Source organism: Enterobacter sp. BNK-18 (assembly GCF_047456135.1).
Lineage (GTDB): Bacteria > Pseudomonadota > Gammaproteobacteria > Enterobacterales > Enterobacteriaceae > Enterobacter > Enterobacter ludwigii.
In genome coordinates this window covers 1-26,506 of sequence record NZ_CP179899.1, presented here as the reverse complement: position 1 = coordinate 26,506, position 26,506 = coordinate 1, and the positions used below count along the sequence as shown (strand labels likewise).

The window sequence follows — 26,506 nt, the reverse complement described above, 5'->3', positions numbered from 1 at the left end:
CATCACAAGTGGTCAGACCTCCTACAAGCAAGGGAGCTTTTCTTTATGATGATTTTGAGCATTCTCGCAACCGTTGTTCTGCTCGGTGTGCTGTTCTATCACCGGGTGAGTTTATTCCTGAGCAGTCTGGTTCTGCTGGCCTGGACGGCTGCGCTTGGCGTCGCTGGCCTGTGGAATATCTGGCTTTTAGTCCCGCTGGCTATCATTCTTCTGCCGTTTAACTTTACGCCGATGCGTAAATCGATGATCTCCGCGCCGGTGTTCAAAGGCTTCCGCAAAGTGATGCCGCCCATGTCGCGTACGGAGAAAGAAGCGATTGATGCCGGTACCACCTGGTGGGAAGGCGACCTGTTCCAGGGCAACCCGGACTGGAAAAAGCTGCACAACTATCCGCAACCGCGTCTGACCGCTGAAGAACAGGCCTTTATTGATGGTCCGGTGGAAGAAGCGTGTCGCATGGCAAATGACTTCGCGATTACCCATGAAATGGCGGACCTGCCACCAGAACTGTGGGCGTATCTGAAAGAACACCGCTTCTTCGCGATGATCATTAAGAAAGAGTACGGTGGTCTGGAGTTTTCCGCTTACGCTCAGGCCCGCGTCCTGCAAAAACTGGCAGGCGTTTCCGGGATCCTGGCGATCACCGTTGGCGTGCCGAACTCGTTAGGCCCGGGTGAACTGCTGCAACACTACGGTACCGAAGAGCAGAAAGATCACTACCTGCCGCGTCTGGCACGTGGCCAGGAAATTCCATGCTTCGCGCTGACCAGCCCGGAAGCGGGATCAGATGCGGGTGCGATCCCGGATACCGGCGTCGTCTGCATGGGTGAATGGCAGGGCCAACAGGTGCTGGGGATGCGCCTGACCTGGAACAAACGTTATATTACGCTCGCCCCTATCGCGACCGTGCTGGGCCTGGCCTTTAAGCTCTCCGATCCGGAAAAACTGCTGGGCGGTGAAGAAGATCTGGGCATTACCTGTGCGCTGATCCCAACCTCCACCCCAGGCGTTGAAATTGGTCGTCGCCACTTCCCGCTGAACGTACCGTTCCAGAACGGCCCAACCCGCGGCAAGGATATCTTTGTACCGATTGACTACATCATCGGTGGTCCGAAAATGGCCGGTCAGGGCTGGCGCATGCTGGTGGAATGTCTGTCGGTTGGCCGCGGTATTACCCTGCCGTCGAACTCGACCGGTGGTTTGAAATCTGTCGCGATGGGGATTGGTGCATACGCCCATATCCGCCGTCAGTTCAAAATCTCTATCGGCAAGATGGAAGGGATCGAAGAGCCGCTGGCACGTATCGCAGGCAATGCCTACGTGATGGATGCTGCCGCCTCCCTGATTACCTACGGCATTATGCTGGGCGAAAAACCGGCCGTGCTGTCAGCTATCGTGAAGTATCACTGTACCCACCGCGCACAGCAGTCAATCATTGATGCAATGGATATCGCGGGCGGTAAAGGCATTATGCTCGGCGAGGGCAACTTCCTGGCGCGCGGCTACCAGGGCGCACCGATTGCCATCACCGTTGAAGGGGCAAACATCCTGACCCGCAGCATGATGATCTTCGGCCAGGGGGCAATCCGTTGCCATCCTTATGTGCTGGAAGAGATGGCCGCCGCGCAGAATAACGACGTGGATGCCTTCGACAAGCTGCTGTTCAAACATATCGGTCACGTGGGCAGTAATAAGGTGCGCAGCTTCTGGCTGGGTCTGACGCGCGGTCTTACCAGCGCCACGCCAACCGGTGATGCGACCAAGCGTTATTACCAGCATCTTAACCGCCTGAGCGCCAACCTCGCTCTGCTGTCAGATGTTTCTATGGCGGTGCTGGGCGGTAGCCTGAAGCGTCGCGAGCGTATCTCTGCCCGTCTGGGTGATGTGCTGAGCCAAATCTTCCTGGCCTCTGCGGTCCTGAAACGCTACGACGATGAAGGCCGTCAGGAAGCCGATCTGCCGCTGGTTCACTGGGGTGTTCAGGATGCGATGTATCAGGCGGAACAGGCCATTGACGATCTGCTGGCGAACTTCCCGAACCGCTTTGTTGCAGGTGCCCTCCGCGTGGTGATCTTCCCGACCGGTCGTCATCATCTGGCGCCGTCTGACAAACTGGATCACAAAGTGGCGAAGATCCTGCAGGTACCGAGCGCAACCCGTTCCCGTATCGGCCGCGGTCAGTATCTGGCTCCAACACCGCATAACCCGGTTGGTCTGCTGGAAGAAGCGCTGCTGGACGTGATGGCTGCCGATCCCATCCACCAGAAGATCTGCAAACAGCTGGGCAAAAACCTGCCGTTCACCCGCCTGGATGAACTGGCGAAACAGGCCCTGACGGGCGGGATCATCAACAATGATGAAGCCGCTCTGCTGGTGAAAGCCGAAGAGAGCCGTCTGCGCAGCATTAACGTGGATGATTTCGACCCGGATGAGCTGGCGACACAGCCGGTAAAGCTCCCGGAGAAGGTCCGTAAACCTGAAGCTGCATAACGCGTTTCGCTTCTACAAACCCCGCCACGCGCGGGGTTTTTTATTGCCACATTTTCTCTTTATGTCGTGCTACAGTGTCAAAAAGTGGTCGTTTGAGGAGTCTGAATTGTGCCTGGTCTGAAGATTTCGATTTTGCAGCAACCTTTAGTGTGGATGGACGGCCCTGCCAACCTGCGCCACTTTGATCGTCAACTGGAAGGCATTACCGGGCGTGATGTGATTGTCCTGCCGGAGATGTTCACTACCGGCTTCGCCATGGAAGCGGCGCAACAGTCAATGCCACAGCAAGAGGTGGTCGCCTGGATGCACGCCAAAGCGCAGCAAACCAATGCGCTGATTGCGGGCAGCGCTGCGCTGCAAACCGAGCGCGGGCCGGTCAACCGCTTCCTGCTGGTCGAGCCGGAAGGGAAAGTGCATTTCTATGATAAACGCCACCTGTTCCGCATGGCAGATGAACATCATCACTATGAAGCGGGTGATGCGCGCGTGGTGTTCGAATGGCGCGGCTGGCGTATTCTGCCGCTGGTTTGCTACGACCTGCGCTTCCCGGTGTGGTCACGCAACCGCAACGATTACGACCTGGCGCTGTATGTCGCCAACTGGCCTGCCCCGCGCTCACTGCACTGGCAGTCGCTGCTGGTCGCACGCGCCATTGAAAACCAGGCGTATGTGGTCGGCTGTAACCGCGTGGGGACCGATGGCAACGGGCATCATTATCGGGGGGATAGCCGGGTGGTGAACCCGCAGGGTGAAATTATTGCCACCGCCGAGCCGCATCAGGCAACGCGCATTGATGCTGAGTTGTCACTGACGGCCCTGAAGGAATATCGCGAGAAGTTTCCGGCCTGGCAGGATGCGGATCCCTTTAGCATTGGATAACGGTTTCCCCTCCCTCTCACAGGTAGAGGGAGGGGACATCATTAACTCACCAGCGCCTGCCCGTCTTTGCGGCTCTCTGTCGCCGCCACATAATGCCCTTCCGGCATACGATAAATCACCTGCGCGCCGCCGAAGTTGTAATCCTGGAGCGGATCTTCCACCACGATCTGGTGCCCGCGCTCACGCAGTGCGGCGATAGTATTGCGATCGAACGTCGATTCGACGATCACTTCCCTGCCCTGCACCACGCGCCAGCGAGGCGCATCAATTGCCGCCTGTGGGTTTTGCCCGTGCAGCATGATGCGCAGCGCCATCTGCATATGCCCCTGCGCCTGCATTGGCCCGCCCATGACGCCAAAGGACATCAGCGGTTTACCGTTGCCGTCCATCGCAAAGCCCGGAATGATGGTATGGAACGGACGCTTACTGCCCGCCAGCGCATTCGGATGGTTTGGATCCAGCACAAAGCCACAGCCGCGGTTTTGCAGACTGATCCCGGTCTCCGGCACCACAATCCCGGATCCAAAGCCCATATAGTTGGACTGAATAAAGGAGATCATCATACCGCTGGAATCTGCAGCGCTCAGGTAGACCGTGCCGCTCTGCGTCGGCGAACCGTAGACGAAATCGGAGGCGTTATCGGGGTCGATAAGCGCCGCGCGCGACGCCAGATAACGATCGCTCAGCAACGCCTGGGCCGCAAACTCCATGTGTTCTTCATCAGCGACGTAGCGATCGAGATCCGCCAGCGCCAGTTTCATCGCTTCAATAGACAGATGAAGAGACTGCACGGAATCCGGATGATGTTTTTCAATTCCACACTGCTCCAGAATACCGAGCGCAATCAGCGTGGCGATGCCCTGCCCGTTTGGCGGCAGCTCCTGCACCGAACCACCGGCAAAATCACGCGACAGCAGTTCTACCCAGTCCACACGATGATTGGCCAAATCCTCAGCCGTCAGGTGCGCGCCATGCTCTTTCGCGAAAGCGGCAATTTTCTGCGCCAGCTCGCCGCGGTAAAACGCTTCACCGTTGGTTCTGGCAATCAGCTCCAGCGAATGAGCCTGCGCCGGGTTACGGAAGATCTCGCCAACCCGGGGAGCACGCCCTTCCGGTGCAAAGCAGGCGCTAAAGCCTGGCTGATCTTTGAGCTTGTTATAACCCCGCTGCCAGAGATGGCCAATCAACGGGGAGACCGGAAAACCGTTACGCGCATACTCGATGGCCGGTTGCGCCAGCGTAGTGAGCGGCAGCGTGCCAAAACGTTCTGCCAGCGCCACCCAGCCCGATACCGCACCCGGCACGGTGACGGCGTCCCAGCCAATTTCTGGCACCGCGGTTTTACCGGCAAACAGATCCGCGTGCCAGCTGGCAGGCGAGCGGCCTGAGGCGTTCAGGCCATGGAGTTTTTCACCATCCCAGACGATGGCAAAGGCATCGCTGCCAATACCGTTTCCGGTGGGTTCAACCACCGTCAACGCCATGGCGGTTGCAACCGCCGCATCAACCGCGTTCCCGCCGAGCTGCAGCATTTTCATTCCCGCCTGGGCCGCCAGCGGCTGAGATGTCGCCACGGCGTTGTGGCCCATCATCGGCGGGCGTCGTGAATCGTAACCGGAAGTGAAATCAAGCGCTTTGGTCATCATGACTCCTTAGTCATGGCGCGGATCGAGCGCATCGCGCAGTCCGTCGCCGAGTAAATTAAAGCCCTGCACGGCAAGAAAAATCGCCACACCGGGGAATACAGACATCCATGGAGCCTGCTCAAGGAAACCTTTCGCGGTATTAAGCATTGAGCCCCATGACGGGTTCGGCGGCTGCTGGCCTAACCCCAGAAACGACAGACTGGCTTCAGCAATGATTGCCGAGGCAATGGCCAGCGTGGCCTGCACCAGAATCGGAGACATCACATTGGGCAGCACATACTTAATGATGATCCAGCGATCCGGCAGGCCAATCGCCCTCGCGCCGTCGATATACTCTTCGTTGCGAATGGCGATCACCTGGCCGCGCGTCAGCCGGGCGAAGATCGGCATTGCGGAGAGGCCAATGGCGATCATGGCGTTGGTCAGGCTTGGGCCCAGAAACGCCCCGAGCGCGATCGCCATGATCAGGAACGGACAGGCCAGCAGCGCTTCAATAAAACGCGAGATCACGCCGTCCCACATCTTCTGGAAGTAACCCGCCACCAGCCCCAGCGGAACGCCAATGACCACGGCGATCACCACCGACATACAGCCAGCCATCAACGACGTTCTCGCCCCCCAGATAATGCGGGACAAAATATCGCGGCCCAGTTCATCGGTCCCAAACCAGTACATCACCGAAGGCGCTTTTCGCACCGCCAGGAAATTGGCTTTCACCGGATCAAAAGGCGCGATCCACGGTGCCAGCAGTGCCACCAGCACAAAAAAGCCCACCACTACGGCCCCCATCACCGCGCTTTTATTGGCGAGAAATTTCTTCAGCACCCGGTTCTGTGCACGGGGCTGAACCGCGGCAATGGTTTGAGTTGTCAGTTCCGCCATGCTTAACCTCGCATTTTCGGGTTGATAAGAACGTAAAGCACGTCGGCCAGCAGGTTCAGCAGCAGGAATCCGATCGCCACGATAAGCACCACCCCCTGCACCACCGCATAGTCACGGTTAAAGACCGAATCGACGATCATCTTGCCGAACCCTGGAATGGTGAAAACCTGTTCGGTCAGTACCGCGCCACCCAGCAGTTCGCCGAACAGCAGCGTGGTCAGGGTGATCACCGGAACCAGCGCATTGCGAAACGCATGCTTTAAAATCACCGCCTTTGGCAACAGCCCTTTAGCCCGTGCGGTGCGGATGTAATCGGCCTTCATTACCGCGATCATGGAGGCGCGGGTATGGCGCATCAGCGTGGCCGCCAGCCCCGTTCCCAGTACCGAGGCAGGCAACAACAGCGTACGCAGGTTCTGGATCGGATCTTCACTAAACGGCACGAATCCCGACGCTGGCAGCCATTGCAGATTGACCGAGAAGACCAGAATCAACAGGATCCCGAGCCAGAAATGCGGTATCGAGATCCCCGAGATCGCCACAAAGTTGGCACCGTGATCGACCCAGCTGTTTTTGTTGACCGCCGCGAGGATCCCCATGCTGATGCCAAACACCAGCGCGATGATCATCGCCAGCAGCGACAGCTCCAGCGTCACCGGCAGTTTGCTGGCAATGAGCTGGGTGACCGGCTCGTGAGTGCGTAAGGAGACACCAAGATCGCCCTGCAGCGCGCGCGTCAGCCAGTTGAAGTACTGCACAGGGATGGGCGCATCGAGATTGAGCTCAGCACGCAGCTGGGCGATCACCGCCGGATCGCGCTCCTCCCCGGCCATGGCGATCAGCGGATCGCCGGGCAGCAGTTTTTGCAGGCCAAACACCATCATGCTCACCAGCAGTAAGGTCGGGATGGCCAGCAGCAGACGTTTGCAAATCAGTTCCAGCATGGGTTCTCCTCAGGCCAGTTATTTCGCCAGCGTCAGGCCAGCCAGACGCACAATGCCGTCCGGATACGGTTTAAAGCCCTGCACGCTCTTGTTCAGACCAAAAATACGCGGTTCAAAATAGAGGTAGGCGATGGGCATATCCGTCTGCAGCTGTTTCACCACCTTGTCGTACAGCGGCTGACGGACGGCTTTGTCGTTGCTCAGGCGCGCCTGCGTCAGCCATTCATCCACCTGCGCGTTACTGTAACGACCGTCGTTAAGGGTGCCTTTGCTGTTAATGAAGCCGTAGATGCTGCCATCCGGATCCGGACGACCCGACCAGCCAGAGAAGCTCAGCTGATAATCACCGCTTTGCTGGCGGTCGAGCAGCGTGGCGAACTCGGTCATTTGCAGGTTCAGGTTAAAGCCAGCCTCTGCGACCATCGCCTGCAGTACCTGACCGACCTGCTGTGAAGTTGGGTTGTTGGGCACCAGCAGATTGACGTTCAGCGGCGTAGTGACGCCTGCCGCTTTCAACAGCGCTTTGGCTTTGTCGACATCGCGTGGTGGCACCGGCAGGTTAACGTGATACGGACTTACGGTAGAAAACGCCTGGTTTGCCGGGGTGTACAGCCCCTCGAAGACCACCTGATTTAACGCATCGCGATCGATTGCCTGAGAAAATGCCTCACGCACGCGGGCATCCTTAAACGGATCGTTCGCCGGGACCTTGCCGTTATTGATATTGAAGGTAATGCCCTGATAACCCAGACCGGTCACCTTCGCCAGCGCCAGTTTGCTGTCGGCTTCGACGGTTTTCACGTCGCTGGCGGCAATGCCTTCGGTCAGATCGAGATCTCCGGCACGCAGGTTAGCCAGACGCACGGAAGCATCCGGGATCGGCAGATAAATAATTTTGTCGAAGTGGTAAGCGTCTTTGTTCCAGTAGTTGTCAAAACGCGTCAGAACGATACGGTCCTGCGAGACGCGGCTGTCGAACTTATAGGGGCCAGAGCAGACCGGATGGGCGGCAAAGTCAGGCTTTTTCGCGGCGTCGGGTGCCATCATCGCCCCGGCGCGATCGGTAAGCTGCATCAGCAGTGCGGCATCAGGTGTTTTCAGATGCAGGGCAATCTGCATCGGGCCTGTCACCTCAACGGACTCAACGGACGAGATTTCACTTTTACGCAGCGAACCTTTTAACGTCAGCGCGCGGTCGAGGTTGTATTTTGCCGCGGCGGCGTCAAATTTTTCACCGTCATGGAAGGTCACACCTTCACGCAGATCCATGGTCAGCGTTTTGCCGTCGTCACTCCAGGCCCACGATTTCGCCAGCCCGGGAACCACTTTCAGATGCTCATCCACGTCCACCAGCCGGTCGCACAGAGAGGCAAAGACGAAACGGCCATAATAGGTGCGCGCAAGATGCGGATCGAGCATGTCCGGATCCGCACCCAGACCAATTCGCAGTACGCTTTCAGAATGGGCGGGCAGCGCCGCGCCAAGCAACATAACACTTCCCAGTACGGTCAAAAGAGAATTACGCATTGTCATTATCATGAGTTCCTTGAAGGAAGGGAGGAGTGAGTGGCCGCGTGTTCAAACAGCGCGCGGCGGCGCAGAAAGGCTGCGGATGGCGGTGCTATCTGGATAACACTGCGATCGCGGTTAATCTCCTGCCAGCGGTGGCAGGCAATCTGGCGTCCCCCATCCAGCACCTGATTGATCGGCTCGACCTGGCGACATTCATCCGTGGCATACGGACAACGGGTATGGAAACGGCAGCCTGACGGTGGGCTGGCCGGGTTCGGTAAATCCCCCTGCAGCAGAGGTGCCACCCGCGGCGCGCCTGGCTGCATCTGGGGGGCGGAGGCGATTAACGCCTGCGTATAGGGGTGTAGCGGGGCATCAAAGATTTCCTCGACTGTCGCAAGCTCAACAATTTGCCCGAGATACATCACCGCCACGCGGTCACTCATATGGCGAATAACCGCCAGGCCATGGGCGACAATCACCATTGTCAGCCCCAGCTGGTGCTTCAGATTTTCCAGCAGGTTGACCACCTGCGCCTGAACCGAGACATCCAGCGCGGAGACCGGCTCGTCCCCCAACAACAGCTTTGGCCCGGAGGCCAGCGCACGCGCAATACCGATTCGCTGACGCTGCCCTCCGGAAAATTCGTGCGGATAACGTTGCGCCCAGGCCGCTGGCAGCCCTACGGTTTTAAGCAGCTCCGCCACCCGATATTGCCTGTCGGCTTTCTTCATCGACTGGTGTAGCCACAGCGGCTCACCGACGATCTGCTCGACTGTCATGCGCGGGTTTAACGATGCGAAAGGATCCTGAAAGATGATCTGCAGCTCCCGCCGCAGCTGGTTCAGACGCGCTCCCGAGGCGTGAGTGATCTCTTCACCCTGATAAAATACGCGTCCTTCGCTGGCCGCCAGCAGCCGCAGAAGAAGACGGCCCAGCGTCGATTTTCCGGATCCGGACTCGCCCACAATCGCCAGCGTTTCACCAGGCATGACGGAGAGGGAAACCCGATCGACCGCGGTGACAAAACGTGCTGGGGTAAACAGTTTTTTAGGGCCGGGAAAAAGCTTGCTCAGGTCCCGGGCTTCAAGAATGGGCGTCGTCATGCAATTTCTCCCAGCGCAATATGTTGTTCCAGCGGCACGCGGAAGCAGGCCACCTGATGGTCGGTCTCCATCGCCGTCAGCGACGGCTTTTCGTCATGACACCGCGTTTGCGCGAAGGGGCAGCGGGTAGCGAACCGGCACCCTTTGGGCATGGATTCCGGCAGCGGAACGGCTCCGGGAATAGTGGAAAGCGCGCCTTTACGTGCGCCGAGGGACGGAATCGAGCCCATCAGTCCTATGGTGTACGGGTGTTGCGGGTCGGCAAAAATGGCCTCCACGCTCCCCTGCTCTACCACCTGTCCGGCATACATTACCGCCACCTGCTGCGCGACTTCCGCCACCACCCCCAGATCGTGGGTGATCATTAACACCGCCGTACCGGTCTCCTCTTTGAGGGTATTAAGCAGCGCGAGGATCTGCGCCTGAATGGTCACATCCAGCGCGGTTGTCGGCTCGTCGGCAATCAGCAAACGTGGATGGTTAATCAGCGCCATCGCAATCATCACGCGCTGACGCATCCCCCCGGAAAGCTGGTGCGGATACGCTTTCATGCGCATTTCTGCTGCCGGGATCTGCACCTTCTCCAGAATCTGCAGCGCAACCTTCATCGCCTCTGCATGAGAAAGTTTCTGATGGCGCATCACCGCTTCACTGAGCTGGTCTCCCAGCGTGAAGGCAGGGTTGAGCGAGGTCATTGGCTCCTGGAAAATCATTGCCAGTTCGCTGCCGCGAAGATCGGCATATTCCCGCGGTGAAAGCTTTCGTAAGTCGTGACGACGGAACTGCATCTCGCCGCTGACGATCTGTGCGCTGGCGGGCAGTAAGCCCATCAGCGCTAATGAGGTGATACTTTTCCCGCAGCCGGATTCCCCCACCAGCGCCAGCGTTTCTCCCGCGTTGACCGTCAGTGAAATACCATCAAGCACGCTCACCGGAGAGCCGGCGAACGTTACGTTAAGATTTTGCAGCCGCAGTACAGGCGTGGGGTCCTTAAACGGGATCGTCGTCATAGCGTGAAGTCGTCCTCAAGGTGAATAGCCTGAATCAGGGCTGACTGCAGGCTAAGCAGGTGTTCGCGCATGGCGGCCGCTGCTTCATTAGGCTGGCGATGGATAATCGCAGACATGATTTTTTGATGGTGGTCGTTATAGTGATCAACCCGCTCGGGTGTACGGGCTAATTCGCGCAAATGCTGCCAGCCCGGTTCACGTCTGACGGCATCAATGGCATCAAACAGGCCAAGCATCAGGCGATTACCGGCAGCCTCGGCAATGGCGCGGTGAAATGCGCTATCCCAGAGTTCGTTGAGATCGCGGTCGTCCGGGCTGACCTTATCAATGCGTTCCAGCATGCGCTGCATAAGCGCGAGGTTTTCCCTGGTGGCACGCAGTGCCGCAAGCCGGGCTAAGCCGGGTTCGAGCTGAAGACGAGCTTCCATGACTTCCAGAAGGTTGGTTTGCTGAACCAATCCCTGAAGGGCCAGAGGTTCAACAGGTGCAGACGGGCCTATAAAGGTCCCTTTGCCCTGTTTACGCCAGATCCGCCCCTCCTCTTCCAGCACATCCAGCGCACGACGTACTTCACGTCGTCCTACGCCGAGAGTCTCCGACAGCTCACGTTCAGTGGGCAGCGGAGTGCCTGGTGTTGACTCATGCTGGTTGATCAGTCCGCGCAGCTGCTCAAGCGCGGTGCTGGAATTGGCCAGAAACCGTGACGGTTTTTCCATATTGGTTCGCTCGCTATCATCATTACTTTATTTTTATTAACGATAAGTTATTGATATGACGTGCTACTTACCGTGCTAATGATTAAGCAATAAACGAACCAATAAAGCATTGGTTCATGAACTTTCTGAAGGGATGGAGATAAGCGAATGATTTTCTGTGAATTATTTTTTACAAAATTACACATCTGCTCCGCTGCCAAAAAGACAATTGGTGGCAAAATGCACAAATACGGTGCAAATTGTGCACTATCATTGATCAAATGTTAATTAATTGCACCACAGATATTAACTTTTTGTTAATAAAGACGGGGGGATGGATAAAGAAGATTTGCAGACGCAAAAACGACGAAGGCCTGAATCATTTCTGATTCAGGCCTTCTGAATAGTGGCGGAACGGACGGGACTCGAACCCGCGACCCCCTGCGTGACAGGCAGGTATTCTAACCGACTGAACTACCGCTCCACTGTTCCCGCTGGGGGAACGAGGCGCATATTACGGTTTGCCTCCGGACTCGTCAACGCTTTTTCTCACGTTTTGAATCGTTTGCTGCAAAATTCACCCAAACGATGATTTTACAGGCATTCTGGCCCTTTTTCAGGCCCGCCACATGCAGCTTCCGCCTTTCTTCTGCACTAAATCAAGACGGGATTCATGGTTAAGTAACTCTTCATCACTGGCTAAAACCACCCGCAAACGACTGGCCTGGCGAACAACGCGTTGAATCCCCGCTTCCCCCTGCGTCTGCTGCGATTCATTTTCCATGCTGAACTTCATGGACGTCTGACCACCGGTCATCGCCAGGTAGACATCCGCCAGGATCTGGGCATCGAGCAATGCGCCATGCAGCGTTCGCTTGGTGTTATCTATTTCATAGCGAGAACAGAGCGCATCCAGGCTGTTACGCTTGCCAGGAAACATTTTCCTCGCCAGCGCCAGGCTATCGGTCACCTTACAGAACGTGTTCGTTTTCGGAATATCACGATGGAGCTTACTGAACTCATAGTCCATAAAGCCGATATCGAACGACGCGTTGTGAATGATAAGCTCGGCGCCTTTGATATATTCCAGAAATTCGTCTGCCACTTCCGCGAAGGTCGGTTTATCCAGCAAGAACTCATCGGCGATACCGTGCACGCCGAACGCTTCTGGGTCCACCAGCCGGTCGGGTTTGAGGTAGACATGGAAGTTGTTCCCCGTAAGACGACGGTTCACCACTTCAACGGCACCGATCTCAATGATCTTGTGCCCTTCGTAGTGCGCGCCGATCTGGTTCATACCGGTGGTTTCGGTATCGAGGACAATCTGGCGAGTAATTGCAGTGCTCATAGCGGTCATTTATGTCAGACTTATCGTTTAACTGAACGTTTCAAATACAGGAAGTCTACCAGAGATGCGTAAACAGGTAGAAATTTTCACCGATGGATCTTGCCTCGGCAACCCAGGGCCTGGCGGTTATGGCGCGATTATGCGCTATCGTGAGCATGAAAAAACTTTTAGCGAAGGCTATTTTCTGACCACCAACAACCGCATGGAGTTGATGGCCGCCATTGTGGCGCTGGAAGCGCTAAAAGAACACTGCGATGTGGTGTTGAGCACTGACAGTCAGTACGTACGCCAGGGGATCACCCAGTGGATCCACAACTGGAAAAAACGCGGCTGGAAGACGGCAGATAAAAAGCCAGTCAAAAACGTCGATCTCTGGAAACGTCTTGATGCTGCGCTGGGCCAGCACGAGATTAAATGGGAATGGGTTAAAGGTCACGCAGGCCACCCCGAAAACGAACGATGTGACGAACTGGCACGGGCAGCGGCATCCAACCCCGCTCATGAAGACACAGGCTATCAGCCCGAATCCTGATCAGGGTTTTCTGTACTGCCGCGTAGCGCCCACGGTCTGGCGAATGGGCGATTTCGATTTACTCTGCTTCATCGGATTAAGCGTAAGGGGGATGGTTCGCTTACGCGCGACAATAAACTGCATGCAGCCTAATGCCGGCAGATGGGTGCTCAGAACAACGCCCCCCTGCCGCGCCCAGGGAAGTACCTGAAAACCGCCCGAGCAGAGCACCTCAAAATTCAGCAGTGAAAGCCAGTCAAGCTGGCGCATCATCGTGAACATCCTGCTGTTATACGGCGGTGTCCGGCGAAGCACCGGAACCAGCTTGCGCAGCCCCATCAGACTCAGCGGATTGAACCCGCTGAGTATCAGCCAGCCATCATCAATCAGGACGCGGTCGGCCTCGCGCAGCAGGCGATGAGGATCGCTGCACCAGGGCAACGTGTGTGCCAGCAGACAGGCATCAACGGACTTTTCCGCAAACGGCAGATGCAAAGGATCCGCTTTCACCTGAACCGGCGATGCGCCAAGAGAGACATTAACCTGATGTGAGATAGCGCAGCTTTCGGTATTGATTTCCGCGCTGAGATTGCCAATCTTAAGCAAGTGAAAACCATACATTTTCGCGAGCCAGGGTTTAAGCTGCTGTTCCAGGTTCTCGCGATAGTATTCACCCCAGGGCAATTCGGCCCAACGTTCAGGTGCCGGGACAATCTGAGGTATCCTTGCCGGTTTCATCAACACACCCACCACGCTATAAGAGGTAATTTATGAATCTTATCAGTATTCCCGCCTTTCAGGACAATTACATCTGGGTTTTAGTCGATGACGAGCGTCGGTGCGTCATTGTCGATCCTGGAGAATCGGCTCCTGTATCAGACGCGATAAAAGAGAACGGCTGGCAACCAGAGGCCATCCTTCTGACCCATCATCATAACGATCACACCGGCGGCGTTGCTGACCTTCGTGCCCAATTCCCGCATCTGGTGGTTTACGGACCGGCAGAGACACAAGATAAAGGAACAACGCAGGTAGTCGAAGAAGGTGAAAATATCCTCATACGCGAGTGGGAGTTTTCTGTATTTGCTACACCAGGTCACACTTTGGGACATCTTTGTTTCTACAGTAAACCTTATCTTTTTTGCGGCGACACGCTGTTCTCTGGAGGCTGTGGAAGGCTTTTCGAGGGCACCCCAGCCCAGATGTACCAGTCATTACAGAAGATTAGCGCATTACCTGACGATACCCTTATTTGTTGCGCACATGAGTATACATTAGGAAATATGAAGTTTGCGGCGAGCATCTTGCCAGAGGATCGGGCGATTCAAGATTATTATCACAAAGTGAAGGAGTTACGTGCAAAAAACCAAAAAACACTCCCCGTAATTCTGAAAAATGAGCGTAAAACTAATTTATTTTTACGAACAGATGATATTGATTTAATTGATGAAATTAACAAAGAAACAAATTTGTCACAACCAGAACAACGATTTGCATGGTTAAGGTCAAAGAAAGATAACTTCAGATAATTGCGGGTTGCCTTTTCAAAATTTCGCCGTTATCATCGCTCGTCTTTTAAGCAACTATTGACACACACATGAAGGCAAAAGCGATATTACTCGCCTCTGTCCTGCTTGTAGGTTGCCAGTCGCAGAACGGCAGCAACGTACAACAGCACGCACAGAGCCTTTCTGCAGCTGGTCAAGGGGAAGCAGGGAAGTTTACAAGTTCAGCGCGATGGATGGACGATGGGACGTCTTTCGCACAGGATGAAGACTTGTGGACCTCTATTGGCGACGAGCTAAAGATGGGAATTCCGGAAAACAACCGGATTCGCGAACAGAAGCAAAAGTATTTAAGAAATAAGAGCTATCTCCACGATGTAACTTTACGGGCAGAGCCGTATATGTACTGGATAGCCGGGCAAGTTAAGAAACGTAACATGCCGATGGAGCTGGTACTCCTACCCATAGTGGAGAGCGCTTTTGACCCACACGCGACGTCTGGCGCCAATGCCGCAGGCATTTGGCAGATCATTCCGAGCACCGGGCGAAACTATGGTTTGAAACAGACCCGCAACTATGATGCGCGTCGTGATGTTGTCGCTTCAACGACAGCCGCTCTCGACATGATGGAACGTCTTAATAAGATGTTCGACGGCGACTGGCTGTTAACGGTCGCAGCGTATAACAGTGGCGAAGGTCGTGTACTGAAGGCAATGAAAGCGAATAAAGCACGGGGTAAATCCACCGATTTTTGGTCGCTCTCACTGCCACAGGAAACGAAGATTTACGTACCGAAAATGCTGGCATTGAGCGATATTCTCAAGAACAGCAAGCGTTACGGTGTACAACTGCCAACACCAGACGAAAGTCGTGCACTGGCGCGCGTTCGCCTCAGCAATCCGGTTGATATTCAACAGGTTGCTGATATGACGGGTATGTCGGTAAGTAAACTGAAAACCTTTAATGCAGGCGTTAAAGGCTCAACGCTGGGGGCCAGTGGTCCGCAGTATGTAATGGTTCCGCAGAAACATGCTGAGCAGTTACGTGAGTCTTTAGCATCGGGTGAAATTGCCGCTGTTCAGTCAACACTGATCGCGGATGCATCATCCGTGAACAGCCGCAGCTATAAGGTTCGGTCAGGTGATACGCTTTCGGGCATTGCCTCACGTCTTGGCGTGACGGCAAACGATCTGCAGCAGTGGAATAATCTGCGCAGCTCAGGCCTGAAAGTGGGTCAGACTCTGACGGTGGGTGCAGGTAACAGTGCACAGCGTCTCGCCAGCAACAGCGATAGCATTACCTATCGTGTGCGTAAAGGTGATTCACTGTCCAGTATCGCAAAACGACACGGCGTAAATATCAAGGATGTGATGCGCTGGAACAATGATACTGACAATCTGAAACCAGGCGACCAGCTGACGTTGTTTGTAAAAAACAGCGCCACGCCAGACTCCTGATGACATGACCTAACGATAAAAAGGCACCGATTCCCCTCGGTGCCTTTTTTCTTTACGCTGCTTTTTGCGCTTCAGCCATGATGGTATCGCTGGTAAATGATCCATCATCCTGCAATTCAAAGTACGCCTTCACTTCCGCTGACGCACTATCCTGATACAACCGAATGGCCTGGCTTAACGCTTCCGGCGTGCGCATACGGGCAATCCACGAGCTGAACTCCAGCGGCAAGCGGTCCGTTATCAATGCACGTGTGATCAGCCCTGCTTCAGTAATCAGCGCTAACCACTCCCCGCTGGAGTAGTTTTGCACATGCGAGGTGTCGCGCAGCGCTTCAACCGTTTGCAGCCAGATATTACGCACCGGATGTCCCGGCGACATCACATCCATAATGATAAAGACCCCGCCCGGCTTCAGAACGCGTTTAACTTCACGTAATGCCTGGCCGACATCATGCCAGTGATGGGCAGAATAACGGCTGATAACAACTTCAAATGAGGCATCTTCAAAGGGTAAGGATTCGGCATAGCCCTGACGCGTTGCGATGTTGTTCAGCCCTTTGTCTTGTGCGGCCTCTGCAACCACCTCCAGCATCTGACTGGATAAATCATAGGCCGTGACCTGCGCCACCTGCTGTGCTGCCGTGAAGCTGGCATGCCCGGCGCCACAGCCTAAGTCCAGAACATGCGCGTGCGGCACTGCCGCCAGGCGTTCACCGAGACGGACCAGATCACGGCCAGACGCGTGCACTGCACTGCTCAGATAAGCATTTGCCTGGGAGCCAAACTGTTTTTCTACATTGTCATGATGGGAGTGTGTTGTTGTCATCGTACTGTCCTTTTGTTGTTAAAAATAAAGGGCAGCACCCGAATGGCCTGCCCCACGGCAGACCTGACATACCATTATTTATCAGGTTTGCCGGGACTGAATTCAACGAGTAGAGGATTGTGATCGGAGGCACGCGTCACCAGAACAGAGGCGTCGTGAACGTTCAGACCACGATAGAAGACAAAATCGAGAGGACGGCCAAACGCTTTCTTGCGCTGGTCATCGCTAAAACGAACTTCACGCAGCGACATTTCGCGTGCAAAGCGATACAGCGCATTCATGCGCGGACGGCTCCAGGCATTAAAATCCCCGGCCATAATGATGGGCCCGCTGTGATGGGCGATCTGGTCACCGATCGGAAGTAACTGCTTACTATACACATCCACGCCCAGGCTGAAGTTGACCGCGTGGATATTCACAACCATCAGCATGCGCGTGTCCGGCAGTGGGTAGACCGTTACCAGCGCCGATTTCGCCAGACGCAGAATCGGCTCGCGTTCGCGCAGCGGGCAGCAATAGACCGGATGAGCCGAAGAGAGAGTCATCACGCCAGAAGGATGTTGCGGCAAGACAAACGCGGGGACCTGGTCAGCAGCAAGGTAGTGAGTCGTAGCAAACCTTACCAGCTCGGGGGTGGTTTGCGCCTCCTGCAACAGCACCAGATGGGCGTCTTTCCCAAAATTCTTGAGTACCGATAACCACTCAGCGCGCTGTTGTTTAAAGATGTTCCACACCAGCACCCGGATTTTTTCATCGCTGCTTAAGGGTGTCCCGGCAGGTAATGCCTGACTTATGCTCGCAAACGACCCCGGAGGCAAGATCCTCTCCGCGGGCATTCCGGCAACATAACGCATGGCATAGGTATTTTTTCGCACTTTTGGAAACGGCCTCTGTAACATGAACCAGCCCGGAAAACGGACTGGTTCTAATGTTATAGGGACTTTAGGGTACACTTTCAACGCAATTTCAGATAAACCGCTTTCCAGTTTTGTAAGCAAGCACTTACTGATGTTATCCCAGCACTACACGAGCGGGTTTATCAAGGCGCCCACTCAGGCTAATGAGCAGGAAAGCGACCAGAACAATCACCGCACCAATCCATGGCGTTTGGGTTAATCCGAAATGTTCAACGGTTTGCCCACCAATGATAGACCCCAGCGCAATCCCAATATTGAACGCGGCAATATTCAGGCCCGATGCGACATCTACCGCGTTGGGTGTATAAAGTTCGGCTTTTTGTACCACGTAAACCTGCAGGCCTGGCACGTTACCAAAGGCGAAGATCCCCATCACCAGTACCGTTATCAGCGCGGCGTATTGCATCGATGCCGTGAACTGGAAAATCATCAGCAGAACAACCAGTGCTACGAAGATAAACTTCAGGGCCGGCACTGCACCATGTTTGTCCGCAAGCTTCCCTCCCCAGATATTACCGATGGCGACGGAGATACCATACCCCAGCAAAATCCAGCTCACTGCACTGGGTGAGAAGCCTGCCAGGTCCTGCATCATCGGAGCCAGGAAGGTGAAAGCCGTGAATACCCCTCCATAGCCGAGCGCTGTGACGGCGTAGATGATCAGCAAACGCGGATGCGTGAGTACCTTGAGCTGATCGCTCAGGCTGGCACTCGCACGTCCTGCAATCGTCGACGGTACCAATAGCAGGCTGGCAACCAGGGCAATCACCCCCAGTAAAGAGACGGCAAGGAAGGTTTCGCGCCAGCCAAAGTGCTGTCCGATAAACGTTCCTAACGGTACACCGGTGACAAGGGCGACGGTCAGACCACCGAACATAATCGCGATGGCGGATGCTGCTTTCTCTTTTGGTACCAGGCTGGTTGCAATAGTTGAACCAATGGAGAAGAACACACCGTGAGCGAGACCGGTCAGCAGCCGGGCAATCACCAGCGTGGTGTAGTCCGGCGCCTGCCAGGCCAGAATATTGCCAGCGGTGAATAACACCATCAGCGCAACCAACAGCGGCTTACGCGGGAAACGTCCCGTCAACGCGGTCAGGACGGGGGCGCCGATGGCAACCCCGAGCGCATAGATAGAAACCAACAGGCCGGCAGAAGGCAGCGAGATTGAAAGCTGGTTAGCTATCGTAGGCACCAGTCCTACGATAACAAATTCGGTCGTGCCAATTGCAAAGGCACTGATCGTCAGGGCAAGTAGCGCCAGTGGCATAAATAACTCCATATCATCAGGATTAAGATGACAGGCAGTATGCGCCAGTGCTTAAATAACAAAAATGGTCAAAATATCAATAGAATTTTGCAGGTGGTGCAACAATGAAAGCAACGTCGGAAGAGCTGACAATTTTTGTCGCCGTCGTCGAAAGCGGCAGTTTTAGCCGTGCGGCCGAGCAGTTGGGGCAGGCTAATTCAGCCATCAGCCGCTCGGTGAAAAAACTGGAGATGAAGCTCGGCGTCAGTCTTCTCAACCGAACGACGCGTCAGCTAAGCCTGACGGAGGAAGGCGAGCGTTACTTCCGCCGTGTGCAGTCCGTCCTGCAGGAGATGGCGGCGGCAGAAACAGAGATTATGGAAACCCGTAGCACGCCACGCGGATTGCTGCGCATTGATGCGGCAACACCGGTTGTTCTTCATTTTCTGATGCCGCTGATCAAGCCTTTCCGCGAACGCTATCCGGAGATGACGCTCTCGTTAGTTTCCTCAGAGACGTTTATCAATCTCATCGAGCGGAAAGTGGATGTGGCGATCCGGGCCGGCACCCTGACCGACTCGAGCTTGCGGGCCCGCCCTCTTTTTGCCAGCTACCGCAAGATAGTCGCGTCACCGCAATACATCGCAGAGCATGGCAAACCAGAGACGGTTGAAGAGCTGAAGCAGCACCTGTGCCTGGGCTTCACGGAGCCCGTATCGCTGAACACCTGGCCTGTGGCCTGTCATGATGGTCAACTGCATGAAATCACCAGTGGGTTATCGTCCAACAGTGGAGAAACGCTGAAGCAGCTTTGCCTCGAAGGGAATGGGATCGCCTGTTTGTCGGACTATATGATTGATAAAGAAATTGCACGCGGTGAGCTTGTAGAGCTGATGGCAGATAAACGTCTGCCTGTGGAGATGCCTTTTAGTGCAGTTTATTACAGTGACAGAGCGGTAAGTACGCGCATACGCGCCTTTATCGATTTCCTGAGCGAACATATAAAAACAGCTCCCGGGGGAGCTGTGTGAGGGTTTCAGGTTACAGAGGAAAGGGTCAATATTAATCCCAGTCAGGTGCCAGACCTTCAGGGCTGACCAGACGATCGTTGCATTCCAGGGCAGCGATCGCTTTTTTGTCTTCGGCGTCCAGCTGGAGATCCCTCGCTAACAGGTTGCTGGCCAGGTTTTCACGTCGGGTTGAAGAGGGGATCACGGCGTAACCTTCACCCATCGCCCATGCCAGAATCACCTGTGCAGCCGTTGCGCTATGTTTCTCTGCGATACGATTAATCACGTCATCTTTCAGTGCTTTACCGTAGGCCAGGGTCATATATGAGGTGATGTGGATGCCGTGCTGTTTTGCCCAGTCCACGACTTTGCGGTTTTGCAGGTAGGGAGAGAGTTCAATCTGATTGGTTGCAATGTTTTCAGCCCCCACGGCGGCAATGGCTTTTTCCATCAGCGGGATGGTGAAATTAGAAATACCTATTTCACGCGTTAAGCCCTGCTCTTTCGCTTCACGCAATGCCTGCATGAACTCCTCGACTGACACGGCATCGTTCGGTGATGGCCAGTGGATCAACGTCAGATCCACATAGTCGGTACGCAGTTTTTCCAGGCTCTCTTTCAGGCTGGGGATCAATTTGTCTTTGCTGAGGTTTTCAATCCAGATTTTGGTCGTGATGAAAAGCTCGCTGCGCGCTACGCCGCTCTCTTCGATAGCCTGACCAACGGCAGCTTCGTTATCGTAAATCTGCGCCGTATCAATTGCGCGATAGCCAAGTTCAAGTGCAGTTTTAACAGATGCGATAACAACGTCGTCTTTCAGGCGGAAAGTGCCCAGACCCAGTGCAGGGATAGTCATGTAATCCTCGTTATTCATAATGATTGTTAACTGAGGAGGATTATCGCTGCTGCCGTTATGCAGAAAAAGAGCGTTTAACGCAGAGGATTTTTGCTGATTTGGCAATAATGATACGACAGATATGAAAAAAGCCCTGAGCGTTAACTCAGGGCTTTTAATAAGTGGCGGAACGGACGGGACTCGAACCCGCGACCCCCTGCGTGACAGGCAGGTATTCTAACCGACTGAACTACCGCTCCACCGAAGACTGCTGTAACCACCGGATTTATGCACCGGCTTACTACGTAATTTGATGCCTGGCAGTTCCCTACTCTCGCATGGGGAGACCCCACACTACCATCGGCGCTACGGCGTTTCACTTCTGAGTTCGGCATGGGGTCAGGTGGGACCACCGCGCTAAAGCCGCCAGGCAAATTCTGTTATCTGTATCAGCTGAAAATCGTCTCTCATCGCCAAAACATCTTCGGCGTTGTAAGGTTAAGCCTCACGGTTCATTAGTATCAGTTAGCTCAACGCATCGCTGCGCTTACACACCCGACCTATCAACGTCGTAGTCTTCAACGTTCCTTCAGGAGACTTAAAGTCTCAGGGAGAACTCATCTCGGGGCAAGTTTCGTGCTTAGATGCTTTCAGCACTTATCTCTTCCGCATTTAGCTACCGGGCAGTGCCATTGGCATGACAACCCGAACACCAGTGATGCGTCCACTCCGGTCCTCTCGTACTAGGAGCAGCCCCCCTCAATTCTCCAGCGCCCACGGCAGATAGGGACCGAACTGTCTCACGACGTTCTAAACCCAGCTCGCGTACCACTTTAAATGGCGAACAGCCATACCCTTGGGACCTACTTCAGCCCCAGGATGTGATGAGCCGACATCGAGGTGCCAAACACCGCCGTCGATATGAACTCTTGGGCGGTATCAGCCTGTTATCCCCGGAGTACCTTTTATCCGTTGAGCGATGGCCCTTCCATTCAGAACCACCGGATCACTATGACCTGCTTTCGCACCTGCTCGAGCCGTCACTCTCGCAGTCAAGCTAGCTTATGCCATTGCACTAACCTCCTGATGTCCGACCAGGATTAGCTAACCTTCGTGCTCCTCCGTTACTCTTTGGGAGGAGACCGCCCCAGTCAAACTACCCACCAGACACTGTCCGCAACCCGGATTACGGGTCTACGTTAGAACACCAGCCATTAAAGGGTGGTATTTCAAGGTTGGCTCCACGCAGACTGGCGTCCACGCTTCAAAGCCTCCCACCTATCCTACACATCAAGGACCAGTGTTCAGTGTCAAGCTATAGTAAAGGTTCACGGGGTCTTTCCGTCTTGCCGCGGGTACACTGCATCTTCACAGCGAGTTCAATTTCACTGAGTCTCGGGTGGAGACAGCCTGGCCATCATTACGCCATTCGTGCAGGTCGGAACTTACCCGACAAGGAATTTCGCTACCTTAGGACCGTTATAGTTACGGCCGCCGTTTACCGGGGCTTCGATCAAGAGCTTCGCGTTGCCGCTAACCCCATCAATTAACCTTCCGGCACCGGGCAGGCGTCACACCGTATACGTCCACTTTCGTGTTTGCACAGTGCTGTGTTTTTAATAAACAGTTGCAGCCAGCTGGTATCTTCGACTGATTTCAGCTCCACCCGCAGGGGCTTCACCTACATATCAGCGTGCCTTCTCCCGAAGTTACGGCACCATTTTGCCTAGTTCCTTCACCCGAGTTCTCTCAAGCGCCTTGGTATTCTCTACCTGACCACCTGTGTCGGTTTGGGGTACGATTTGATGTTACCTGATGCTTAGAGGCTTTTCCTGGAAGCAGGGCATTTGTTACTTCAGCACCGTAGTGCCTCGTCATCACACCTCAGCGTTAACAAGGAACCGGATTTACCTGGAACCTCCGCCTACATGCTTAAACCGGGACAACCGTCGCCCGGCTAACATAGCCTTCTCCGTCCCCCCTTCGCAGTAACACCAAGTACAGGAATATTAACCTGTTTCCCATCGACTACGCCTTTCGGCCTCGCCTTAGGGGTCGACTCACCCTGCCCCGATTAACGTTGGACAGGAACCCTTGGTCTTCCGGCGAGCGGGCTTTTCACCCGCTTTATCGTTACTTATGTCAGCATTCGCACTTCTGATACCTCCAGCACCCCTCACAGGACACCTTCAACGGCTTACAGAACGCTCCCCTACCCAACAACGCATAAGCGTCGCTGCCGCAGCTTCGGTGCATGGTTTAGCCCCGTTACATCTTCCGCGCAGGCCGACTCGACCAGTGAGCTATTACGCTTTCTTTAAATGATGGCTGCTTCTAAGCCAACATCCTGGCTGTCTGTGCCTTCCCACATCGTTTCCCACTTAACCATGACTTTGGGACCTTAGCTGGCGGTCTGGGTTGTTTCCCTCTTCACGACGGACGTTAGCACCCGCCGTGTGTCTCCCGTGATAACATTCTTCGGTATTCGTAGTTTGCATCGGGTTGGTAAGCCGGGATGGCCCCCTAGCCGAAACAGTGCTCTACCCCCGAAGATGAGTTCACGAGGCGCTACCTAAATAGCTTTCGGGGAGAACCAGCTATCTCCCGGTTTGATTGGCCTTTCACCCCCAGCCACAAGTCATCCGCTAATTTTTCAACATTAGTCGGTTCGGTCCTCCAGTTAGTGTTACCCAACCTTCAACCTGCCCATGGCTAGATCACCGGGTTTCGGGTCTATACCCTGCAACTTAACGCCCAGTTAAGACTCGGTTTCCCTTCGGCTCCCCTATACGGTTAACCTTGCTACAGAATATAAGTCGCTGACCCATTATACAAAAGGTACGCAGTCACCCCATAAAGAGGCTCCCACTGCTTGTACGTACACGGTTTCAGGTTCTTTTTCACTCCCCTCGCCGGGGTTCTTTTCGCCTTTCCCTCACGGTACTGGTTCACTATCGGTCAGTCAGGAGTATTTAGCCTTGGAGGATGGTCCCCCCATATTCAGACAGGATACCACGTGTCCCGCCCTACTCTTCGAGTTCACAGCCTGTGTGCTTTCGTGTACGGGACTTTCACCCTGTACCGTGCGACTTTCCAGACGCTTCCACTAACACACAAGCTGATTCAGACTCTGGGCTGCTCCCCGTTCGCTCGCCGCTACTGGGGGAATCTCGGTTGATTTCTTTTCCTCGGGGTACTTAGATGTTTCAGTTCCCCCGGTTCGCCTCGTTAACCTATGTATTCAGTTAACGATAGTGTGTCGGAACACACTGGGTTTCCCCATTCGGACATCGCCGGGTCAAAGGTTCATATCACCTCGCCGGCGCTTTTCGCAGATTAGCACGTCCTTCATCGCCTCTGACTGCCAGGGCATCCACCGTGTACGCTTAGTCGCTTAACCTCACAACCCGAAGATGTTTCTTTCGATTCACCACCGGTTTGTGAAAATTTGAGAGACTCGAACACACATAACATGTGTGTCGTTTCAATTTTCAGCTTGATCCAGATTTTTAAAGAGCAAAACTTCGCAGTGCACCTTTTCAGGTTCACTCTGAAGTTTTCTTGTTTTCGCAGTAAAAGATGGTGGAGCTATGCGGGATCGAACCGCAGACCTCCTGCGTGCAAAGCAGGCGCTCTCCCAGCTGAGCTATAGCCCCATCGTATGACCAACCTCTTCAAATCTGCATGACAGATTTGGTAGGCCTGAGTGGACTTGAACCACCGACCTCACCCTTATCAGGGGTGCGCTCTAACCACCTGAGCTACAAGCCTGTAGAGGTTTTTTACTGCTGTTTTTCATCAGACAATCTGTGTGAGCACTACAAAGGCAGGTTCTTTAAGGTAAGGAGGTGATCCAACCGCAGGTTCCCCTACGGTTACCTTGTTACGACTTCACCCCAGTCATGAATCACAAAGTGGTAAGCGCCCTCCCGAAGGTTAAGCTACCTACTTCTTTTGCAACCCACTCCCATGGTGTGACGGGCGGTGTGTACAAGGCCCGGGAACGTATTCACCGTAGCATTCTGATCTACGATTACTAGCGATTCCGACTTCATGGAGTCGAGTTGCAGACTCCAATCCGGACTACGACGCACTTTATGAGGTCCGCTTGCTCTCGCGAGTTCGCTTCTCTTTGTATGCGCCATTGTAGCACGTGTGTAGCCCTACTCGTAAGGGCCATGATGACTTGACGTCATCCCCACCTTCCTCCAGTTTATCACTGGCAGTCTCCTTTGAGTTCCCGGCCGGACCGCTGGCAACAAAGGATAAGGGTTGCGCTCGTTGCGGGACTTAACCCAACATTTCACAACACGAGCTGACGACAGCCATGCAGCACCTGTCTCAGAGTTCCCGAAGGCACCAAAGCATCTCTGCTAAGTTCTCTGGATGTCAAGAGTAGGTAAGGTTCTTCGCGTTGCATCGAATTAAACCACATGCTCCACCGCTTGTGCGGGCCCCCGTCAATTCATTTGAGTTTTAACCTTGCGGCCGTACTCCCCAGGCGGTCGACTTAACGCGTTAGCTCCGGAAGCCACGCCTCAAGGGCACAACCTCCAAGTCGACATCGTTTACGGCGTGGACTACCAGGGTATCTAATCCTGTTTGCTCCCCACGCTTTCGCACCTGAGCGTCAGTCTTTGTCCAGGGGGCCGCCTTCGCCACCGGTATTCCTCCAGATCTCTACGCATTTCACCGCTACACCTGGAATTCTACCCCCCTCTACAAGACTCTAGCCTGCCAGTTTCGAATGCAGTTCCCAGGTTGAGCCCGGGGATTTCACATCCGACTTGACAGACCGCCTGCGTGCGCTTTACGCCCAGTAATTCCGATTAACGCTTGCACCCTCCGTATTACCGCGGCTGCTGGCACGGAGTTAGCCGGTGCTTCTTCTGCGGGTAACGTCAATTGCTGCGGTTATTAACCGCAACACCTTCCTCCCCGCTGAAAGTACTTTACAACCCGAAGGCCTTCTTCATACACGCGGCATGGCTGCATCAGGCTTGCGCCCATTGTGCAATATTCCCCACTGCTGCCTCCCGTAGGAGTCTGGACCGTGTCTCAGTTCCAGTGTGGCTGGTCATCCTCTCAGACCAGCTAGGGATCGTCGCCTAGGTGAGCCGTTACCCCACCTACTAGCTAATCCCATCTGGGCACATCTGATGGCAAGAGGCCCGAAGGTCCCCCTCTTTGGTCTTGCGACGTTATGCGGTATTAGCTACCGTTTCCAGTAGTTATCCCCCTCCATCAGGCAGTTTCCCAGACATTACTCACCCGTCCGCCACTCGTCACCCGAGAGCAAGCTCTCTGTGCTACCGTTCGACTTGCATGTGTTAGGCCTGCCGCCAGCGTTCAATCTGAGCCATGATCAAACTCTTCAATTTAAGTTTGATGCTCGTGAATTAAACTTCGTAATGAATTACGTATGTTCACTCAGAGACTTGGTATTCATTTTTTGTCCGAAGACATTAAGAATCCATGTCACTTTGAGTGCCCACACAGATTGTCTGATAAATTGTTAAAGAGCAGTTGCGACGCGGCTTACAGCTCACCGTCGCGAGGTGGCGTATATTACGCTTTCCTCTTTCAGAGTCAACCCTGATGTTCAGGATTTTTTCTCTTCAACCGACCGGGTTAACTGTGAAGTGATTCACATCCGCCGTGTCGATGGAGGCGCATTATAGGGT

19 protein-coding genes, 4 tRNA genes and 3 rRNA genes are annotated in these 26,506 nt (G+C 54.5%); 6 read left to right on the top strand and 20 right to left on the bottom strand.

The genetic code is table 11. From position 1 onward, the window contains the following. Positions 1-45: 45 nt before the first annotated feature. Positions 46-2,490 carry an acyl-CoA dehydrogenase FadE gene (gene fadE, locus ACMGG3_RS00130; RefSeq protein ID WP_214580802.1) on the top strand — a complete coding sequence of 815 codons (2,445 nt, stop codon included), beginning with the start codon at positions 46-48 and terminating at the stop codon, positions 2,488-2,490. A 108-nt stretch (positions 2,491-2,598) separates the two neighbouring features. Further along, the gene (locus tag ACMGG3_RS00125) at positions 2,599-3,369 is read left to right on the top strand and encodes an amidohydrolase (protein ID WP_014168753.1); all 771 of its coding nucleotides are present in this window, start codon (positions 2,599-2,601) and stop codon (positions 3,367-3,369) included. A gap of 41 nt (positions 3,370-3,410) precedes the next feature. On the opposite strand, the gene ACMGG3_RS00120 is transcribed toward ACMGG3_RS00125, so the two are convergent. The 9 genes from ACMGG3_RS00120 to dnaQ all read right to left on the bottom strand — a co-directional run bounded on the left by ACMGG3_RS00120 (position 3,411) and on the right by dnaQ (position 12,512). Next, positions 3,411-5,012, bottom strand: a complete 1,602-nt coding sequence (locus ACMGG3_RS00120) for a gamma-glutamyltransferase family protein (RefSeq protein ID WP_020882793.1) — start codon at positions 5,010-5,012, stop codon at positions 3,411-3,413. Positions 5,013-5,021: 9 nt separating this feature from the next. Next, positions 5,022-5,897, bottom strand: a complete 876-nt coding sequence (locus ACMGG3_RS00115) for an ABC transporter permease (RefSeq protein WP_025205112.1) — start codon at positions 5,895-5,897, stop codon at positions 5,022-5,024. A gap of 2 nt (positions 5,898-5,899) precedes the next feature. Next, positions 5,900-6,841, bottom strand: a complete 942-nt coding sequence (locus tag ACMGG3_RS00110) for an ABC transporter permease (RefSeq protein ID WP_020882795.1) — start codon at positions 6,839-6,841, stop codon at positions 5,900-5,902. A gap of 18 nt (positions 6,842-6,859) precedes the next feature. Next, on the bottom strand, positions 6,860-8,374 hold the full coding sequence (locus ACMGG3_RS00105; protein ID WP_073395551.1) for an ABC transporter substrate-binding protein: 1,515 nt from the start codon (positions 8,372-8,374) through the stop codon (positions 6,860-6,862). A 2-nt stretch (positions 8,375-8,376) separates the two neighbouring features. After that, positions 8,377-9,459: an ABC transporter ATP-binding protein gene (locus ACMGG3_RS00100; protein ID WP_250368616.1), complete on the bottom strand. Its 1,083-nt coding sequence runs from the start codon at positions 9,457-9,459 to the stop codon at positions 8,377-8,379. Next, complete coding sequence (locus ACMGG3_RS00095; RefSeq protein WP_414149464.1) at positions 9,456-10,469, bottom strand: ABC transporter ATP-binding protein; 1,014 nt, start codon at positions 10,467-10,469, stop codon at positions 9,456-9,458. The genes ACMGG3_RS00100 and ACMGG3_RS00095 overlap by 4 nt, the downstream gene beginning before the upstream one ends. Continuing rightward, positions 10,466-11,185 (bottom strand): FadR/GntR family transcriptional regulator, encoded by a 720-nt coding sequence (locus tag ACMGG3_RS00090; RefSeq protein WP_014168746.1) that lies wholly within the window; start codon positions 11,183-11,185, stop codon positions 10,466-10,468. Before ACMGG3_RS00090 ends, ACMGG3_RS00095 begins: the two co-directional genes overlap by 4 nt. Positions 11,186-11,571: 386 nt before the next feature. Continuing rightward, a tRNA-Asp gene (locus tag ACMGG3_RS00085) sits at positions 11,572-11,648 on the bottom strand. 132 nt (positions 11,649-11,780) lie between these two features. Further along, a complete protein-coding gene (dnaQ, locus tag ACMGG3_RS00080; protein ID WP_032677465.1) occupies positions 11,781-12,512 on the bottom strand; it encodes a DNA polymerase III subunit epsilon in 732 nt (243 codons plus the stop codon). A 64-nt stretch (positions 12,513-12,576) separates the two neighbouring features. On the opposite strand from dnaQ, the gene rnhA reads away from it, so the two are divergent. Beyond that, the gene (rnhA, locus tag ACMGG3_RS00075; RefSeq protein WP_014168741.1) at positions 12,577-13,044 is read left to right on the top strand and encodes a ribonuclease HI; all 468 of its coding nucleotides are present in this window, start codon (positions 12,577-12,579) and stop codon (positions 13,042-13,044) included. Here rnhA and ACMGG3_RS00070 read toward each other — a convergent pair whose 3' ends face one another. Beyond that, positions 13,045-13,761 carry a class I SAM-dependent methyltransferase gene (locus ACMGG3_RS00070; RefSeq protein ID WP_020882800.1) on the bottom strand — a complete coding sequence of 239 codons (717 nt, stop codon included), beginning with the start codon at positions 13,759-13,761 and terminating at the stop codon, positions 13,045-13,047. A 32-nt stretch (positions 13,762-13,793) separates the two neighbouring features. Between ACMGG3_RS00070 and gloB the strand changes: the two genes are divergently transcribed. Together gloB and mltD are read left to right on the top strand one after the other, a co-directional pair. Then, positions 13,794-14,552 (top strand): hydroxyacylglutathione hydrolase, encoded by a 759-nt coding sequence (gene gloB, locus ACMGG3_RS00065; RefSeq protein WP_047744233.1) that lies wholly within the window; start codon positions 13,794-13,796, stop codon positions 14,550-14,552. Between the two features lie 68 nt (positions 14,553-14,620). After that, positions 14,621-15,985 (top strand): murein transglycosylase D, encoded by a 1,365-nt coding sequence (gene mltD / locus ACMGG3_RS00060; protein WP_014168738.1) that lies wholly within the window; start codon positions 14,621-14,623, stop codon positions 15,983-15,985. Between the two features lie 52 nt (positions 15,986-16,037). On the opposite strand, the gene ACMGG3_RS00055 is transcribed toward mltD, so the two are convergent. From ACMGG3_RS00055 to ACMGG3_RS00045, 3 genes are all read right to left on the bottom strand, one after another. Next, complete coding sequence (locus ACMGG3_RS00055; protein ID WP_032681620.1) at positions 16,038-16,811, bottom strand: class I SAM-dependent methyltransferase; 774 nt, start codon at positions 16,809-16,811, stop codon at positions 16,038-16,040. Positions 16,812-16,885: 74 nt separating this feature from the next. Then, entirely contained in the window at positions 16,886-17,686 is an 801-nt protein-coding gene (locus tag ACMGG3_RS00050) for an endonuclease/exonuclease/phosphatase family protein (protein ID WP_025205128.1), read from the bottom strand. 136 nt (positions 17,687-17,822) lie between these two features. Then, positions 17,823-18,998: an MFS transporter gene (locus tag ACMGG3_RS00045; protein WP_047356242.1), complete on the bottom strand. Its 1,176-nt coding sequence runs from the start codon at positions 18,996-18,998 to the stop codon at positions 17,823-17,825. Between the two features lie 104 nt (positions 18,999-19,102). Here ACMGG3_RS00045 and yafC point away from each other — a divergent pair, with 104 nt between their 5' ends. Next, complete coding sequence (gene yafC / locus ACMGG3_RS00040; RefSeq protein ID WP_014168734.1) at positions 19,103-20,008, top strand: DNA-binding transcriptional regulator YafC; 906 nt, start codon at positions 19,103-19,105, stop codon at positions 20,006-20,008. Between the two features lie 31 nt (positions 20,009-20,039). Here yafC and dkgB read toward each other — a convergent pair whose 3' ends face one another. The 7 genes from dkgB to ACMGG3_RS00005 all read right to left on the bottom strand — a co-directional run bounded on the left by dkgB (position 20,040) and on the right by ACMGG3_RS00005 (position 26,203). Further along, entirely contained in the window at positions 20,040-20,843 is an 804-nt protein-coding gene (gene dkgB, locus ACMGG3_RS00035) for a 2,5-didehydrogluconate reductase DkgB (RefSeq protein WP_059306445.1), read from the bottom strand. Between the two features lie 162 nt (positions 20,844-21,005). Then, positions 21,006-21,082, bottom strand: a tRNA-Asp gene (locus ACMGG3_RS00030). Between the two features lie 55 nt (positions 21,083-21,137). Beyond that, positions 21,138-21,253 (bottom strand): 5S ribosomal RNA (gene rrf / locus ACMGG3_RS00025). A gap of 63 nt (positions 21,254-21,316) precedes the next feature. After that, positions 21,317-24,222 (bottom strand): 23S ribosomal RNA (locus ACMGG3_RS00020). Between the two features lie 180 nt (positions 24,223-24,402). After that, positions 24,403-24,478, bottom strand: a tRNA-Ala gene (locus ACMGG3_RS00015). Positions 24,479-24,516: 38 nt separating this feature from the next. Continuing rightward, a tRNA-Ile gene (locus tag ACMGG3_RS00010) sits at positions 24,517-24,593 on the bottom strand. A gap of 70 nt (positions 24,594-24,663) precedes the next feature. Further along, positions 24,664-26,203 (bottom strand): 16S ribosomal RNA (locus ACMGG3_RS00005). Together the 16S, 23S and 5S rRNA genes with 3 tRNA genes alongside form the textbook arrangement of a ribosomal RNA operon. Positions 26,204-26,506 lie beyond the last annotated feature (303 nt).

What these genes read in the sequence shown, in the direction of transcription:
- fadE (WP_214580802.1), top strand. Translation starts at nt 46, where the DNA reads ATGATGATTTTGAGCATTCTCGCAACCGTTGTTCTGCTCGGTGTGCTG.
- ACMGG3_RS00120 (WP_020882793.1), bottom strand. Translation starts at nt 5,012, where the DNA reads ATGACCAAAGCGCTTGATTTCACTTCCGGTTACGATTCACGACGCCCG.
- ACMGG3_RS00115 (WP_025205112.1), bottom strand. Translation starts at nt 5,897, where the DNA reads ATGGCGGAACTGACAACTCAAACCATTGCCGCGGTTCAGCCCCGTGCA.
- ACMGG3_RS00110 (WP_020882795.1), bottom strand. Translation starts at nt 6,841, where the DNA reads ATGCTGGAACTGATTTGCAAACGTCTGCTGCTGGCCATCCCGACCTTA.
- ACMGG3_RS00105 (WP_073395551.1), bottom strand. Translation starts at nt 8,374, where the DNA reads ATGACAATGCGTAATTCTCTTTTGACCGTACTGGGAAGTGTTATGTTG.
- ACMGG3_RS00100 (WP_250368616.1), bottom strand. Translation starts at nt 9,459, where the DNA reads ATGACGACGCCCATTCTTGAAGCCCGGGACCTGAGCAAGCTTTTTCCC.
- ACMGG3_RS00095 (WP_414149464.1), bottom strand. Translation starts at nt 10,469, where the DNA reads ATGACGACGATCCCGTTTAAGGACCCCACGCCTGTACTGCGGCTGCAA.
- ACMGG3_RS00090 (WP_014168746.1), bottom strand. Translation starts at nt 11,185, where the DNA reads ATGGAAAAACCGTCACGGTTTCTGGCCAATTCCAGCACCGCGCTTGAG.
- dnaQ (WP_032677465.1), bottom strand. Translation starts at nt 12,512, where the DNA reads ATGAGCACTGCAATTACTCGCCAGATTGTCCTCGATACCGAAACCACC.
- rnhA (WP_014168741.1), top strand. Translation starts at nt 12,577, where the DNA reads ATGCGTAAACAGGTAGAAATTTTCACCGATGGATCTTGCCTCGGCAAC.
- ACMGG3_RS00070 (WP_020882800.1), bottom strand. Translation starts at nt 13,761, where the DNA reads ATGAAACCGGCAAGGATACCTCAGATTGTCCCGGCACCTGAACGTTGG.
- gloB (WP_047744233.1), top strand. Translation starts at nt 13,794, where the DNA reads ATGAATCTTATCAGTATTCCCGCCTTTCAGGACAATTACATCTGGGTT.
- mltD (WP_014168738.1), top strand. Translation starts at nt 14,621, where the DNA reads ATGAAGGCAAAAGCGATATTACTCGCCTCTGTCCTGCTTGTAGGTTGC.
- ACMGG3_RS00055 (WP_032681620.1), bottom strand. Translation starts at nt 16,811, where the DNA reads ATGACAACAACACACTCCCATCATGACAATGTAGAAAAACAGTTTGGC.
- ACMGG3_RS00045 (WP_047356242.1), bottom strand. Translation starts at nt 18,998, where the DNA reads ATGCCACTGGCGCTACTTGCCCTGACGATCAGTGCCTTTGCAATTGGC.
- yafC (WP_014168734.1), top strand. Translation starts at nt 19,103, where the DNA reads ATGAAAGCAACGTCGGAAGAGCTGACAATTTTTGTCGCCGTCGTCGAA.
- dkgB (WP_059306445.1), bottom strand. Translation starts at nt 20,843, where the DNA reads ATGACTATCCCTGCACTGGGTCTGGGCACTTTCCGCCTGAAAGACGAC.